The 3,384-nt window shown below is 46.5% G+C and carries 3 protein-coding genes; all 3 read left to right on the forward strand.

Annotation, left to right across the window (positions count from 1 at the left end; all coding sequences use genetic code 11):
- Positions 1 to 221: 221 nt before the first annotated feature.
- A complete protein-coding gene (locus C0081_RS22995) occupies positions 222 to 1,640 on the forward strand; it encodes a phosphomannomutase (protein WP_101536092.1) in 1,419 nt (472 codons plus the stop codon).
- Positions 1,641 to 1,804: 164 nt separating this feature from the next.
- Positions 1,805 to 2,599 carry a 3'(2'),5'-bisphosphate nucleotidase CysQ gene (gene cysQ, locus C0081_RS23000; RefSeq protein WP_101536093.1) on the forward strand — a complete coding sequence of 265 codons (795 nt, stop codon included), beginning with the start codon at positions 1,805 to 1,807 and terminating at the stop codon, positions 2,597 to 2,599.
- A 315-nt stretch (positions 2,600 to 2,914) separates the two neighbouring features.
- Positions 2,915 to 3,384, forward strand: a 470-nt coding sequence (locus C0081_RS23005; RefSeq protein WP_180967033.1) for a transglutaminase-like cysteine peptidase, incomplete at its 3' end; no start/stop codon positions are given.

Genomic DNA, 3,384 nt, shown 5'->3' on the forward strand with positions numbered 1-3,384 from the left:
GCTTTTTCTACGCAAGTATCGGGCGGTAAGAAAAAGTTCCTCAGTTTCAATTTGCGTCTTCATCTACCAATGCTCCATTCTATCGCAAATCTGTGAGTATCACCTGTACGATCAGAACAAATGTGCAAAATCATGATCAGCTTGATGCTATTGCATATGGACAGTTTCATTGTTTAAGTGGGGCTCCATACGCAGTGTCGGGTTTTCAGGGTGGTCTATAGATGAGTGTGAAATTTGGAACAAGCGGATTACGAGGACTTTCGTCTGATCTGGTAGGAATGCCAACCGCACTTTATCTGACAGCTTTTTGTCGATATCTTGAAGAGTTGGGGCTGTCTAAAAGAGGCAACGAAATCCTTGTTGGCAAAGATTTCAGAGCATCAAGCCCTGACATTTCTAAAATTTGCTTCGGAGCCATTGAGGATGCTGGGTTTCGGCCCGTCGATTGTGGTGCTTTGCCTACTCCGGCCCTTGCTCTGGCAGGTATGAAAGCCCAGGTCGCATCCGTGATGATCACGGGCTCTCATATTCCTGCCGATAGGAATGGCATCAAATTCTATTTACCTGCTGGCGAAATTTCTAAACAGGATGAAGTTGCGATCTCTGTTTGGGCCGAGAAATTGTCTGATTCAGTGGTGTTAAGACGAGGCGAATGTGCCGTTGACAATGGGGCCGCTAGCAAAGCGTTTCTTGCTAGAAACAATCATCTACTACCCAACAACGCACTGTCCGGATTGAAAATTGGTGTCTATCAGCATTCCACTGTTGGCCGAGATTTGTTGGTCGATACGCTTGCTCACTACGGAGCAGAGGTTGTTTCGTTGGGGCGCTCAGACGAGTTTATACCTGTCGATACCGAAGCGGTATCTACTGAAACAATCGCTTTGCTTCAAGGTTGGGCGATCGAATATCAACTCGATGCGATTGTTTCCGCTGATGGTGATGCCGATCGCCCTTTGGTGGCTGATGAGGCCGGCATACCACTGCGAGGGGATTTGTTGGGGCTTGTAACCGCCACCTTTTTGGATGCAAATGTTGTCGTTACGCCCGTCACATCCAATTCCGGTATCGAAAAGAACGGCTCTTTCGAAGTGAAACGGACCTGCGTTGGGTCCCCGTTTGTTATTGCCGGTATGGATGATGCAATAGCTCAGGGTAAATCTGGAATTGTTGGGTTTGAAGCCAATGGAGGGTTTTTAACCGCGTCTTCTTTTCAATTGGAGGGACTGGACGTTTCACCACTGCCGACACGTGATTGTTTTTTGCCCATCTTGTCTACTCTATATGTAAGGCAAAAACGGTCCAAACCATTGTCTCTCCTCGCAAGAGATTACAGTCTGCCAGTGGCAGCCGCTGAGCGAATTTCAAACTATTCTCTGGATCAGAGTGCTGCTTTGATGAAACACTTGCGCGCCTCTGATGAAAACCTGTCTGCATTTTTGTCTGGCATCGGCAAGGTTGCCTCCACAAGTGATTTGGATGGGTTACGTGTTTATTTACAGGATGGACGCGTTATCCATTTTCGCCCTTCGGGCAATGCACCTGAAATGCGTTGTTATGTCGAGGCTAAAACGGAATCTGCTGCTCATGAGACCTTGAAACAAGGTCTTACGTTGATTGAGCAATTTTCATGGCAGTAAGGCGGGCTTGGGTGTGTCTCAATCATGCATCTTTGATGCGGCCTATAGTCAAAAGAATACTTGATCCAGAGTCTTGTTCATTTGAAAATATCCAGAAATCGCCGCAATGATCGCATTAGTAGCGGCGGAGAAAATCGCGTATTTGCTCGCTAGGGAATAAACATATGCCTGAACTAATTGATCAAATTGTGGATGCTGCACTTCAGGCAGGCAAAGTGATTATGGAGATCTATGAAACTGATTTTGATTTTGAGATCAAAGGCGATGACTCCCCGGTTACAAAAGCAGATCAGGCTGCGGAAGCCGTAATTTTAGAAATATTGGCCAACATTGCACCGACCATCCCCGTCGTTGCTGAAGAAGCCGTAGCGGCGGGCAATATACCCACGGTGAATGGAGAATTTTTCTTGGTTGATCCTCTGGATGGCACTAAGGAGTTTATCCAAAAAAACAGAGAGTTCACCGTCAATATCGCGTTGATTCGAGACAATGTACCAATCTTGGGGGTGATTTACGCTCCTGCCTTAGGCTGTTTATTTGCTGGTGAAGTGGGCAACGGTGCATGGCGGGGGGAAGTGGCAGATTCGTTGGTATTCAAATCCATTACAAATCGGTCGGATATCATGGTCCGTGAGAACGGAGCCACTATTGATGTTGTTGGTTCTCGCTCCCATCACTCGTCAGAGACGGAAATCTTTCTCAAGGACTTCTCTGTCGGGCAACAGAAATCTATTGGATCATCCCTCAAATTCTGTCTGCTGGCATCCGGCGAAGCAGATCTTTATCCGCGATTTGGCCGCACAATGGAATGGGACACCGCAGCCGGAGACGCCATCTTAACTGCAGCTGGAGGGGCGGTGGTCACCCTTGATGGAAAACGTTTACAATATGGAAAAGTCGTTCAAGATGACGCCCCTTTTTCAAATCCATATTTCATTGCCAAATCAAGCCAGGACTAAACCGTGGTAAGCTTTAGCCACGTCAAACGATATTGAGGAGAACTATTTTTTGTTCTACCGACTTGCTTTGAAGGCATCGGAGGCCCTTGTATATCTCGTTAAGGCAACAAGTCATAAATGCTATTAATTCCTGATAGAAGGCTGCTTTTCCTTTGGCAAAGCAATATGACAAATATGATATATGGTACAAAATACCGATTGCCTAAAATTTGAATTAATCTCTTAGGGGAAGCAAAATCACTGTTTGTTACAACTGGGTTCTATCAAGAAGCTCCGTGAAAGGAGTCTTGGGATCGACGCTCAGGGATGCAAACAATGACCAAGGCATTTTTAAAAAAGACAGCTTTTGCGCTTTCAGTCTTCGCACTGTTATTTTCCGCACCACTGCAAGCCAGACCCAATTCTGATGCGATAGCTCAGCTTAAGAGTCTTCAATCTCAATTGATCCAGTTGAAGGAGCGGAACAAAAACCGTCCTCCCTTGGCCTATCAGGTATTCTGCCGCAAACATGCGCGTGAATGTCGGGGAGGGGGCTCAAGTTCGGTACGCTACAACAAAAAACTGATCGCAACACTTTATGAAACCAACCGCGCTGTAAACCGCAAAATTCGTTATCGCAATGACCGTGGTGAAACATGGTCCATCAACACACCGTTTGGTGATTGTGAAGATTATGCTTTGACTAAACGATCCGAACTGATCCGGAAGGGTGTTCCTGCCAGCTCTTTGCGTATGGCAGTGGTCAAAACTCGTTCCGGTATCGGGCATGCGGTTCTGGTTGTTCG

It is taken from the genome of Cohaesibacter celericrescens, assembly GCF_002866925.1.
GTDB classification, from domain to species: Bacteria; Pseudomonadota; Alphaproteobacteria; order Rhizobiales; family Cohaesibacteraceae; genus Cohaesibacter; species Cohaesibacter celericrescens.

Coding starts and splice junctions, on each gene's coding strand:
- cysQ (WP_101536093.1), top strand. CDS start 1,805: ATGCCTGAACTAATTGATCAAATTGTGGATGCTGCACTTCAGGCAGGC.
- C0081_RS22995 (WP_101536092.1), top strand. CDS start 222: ATGAGTGTGAAATTTGGAACAAGCGGATTACGAGGACTTTCGTCTGAT.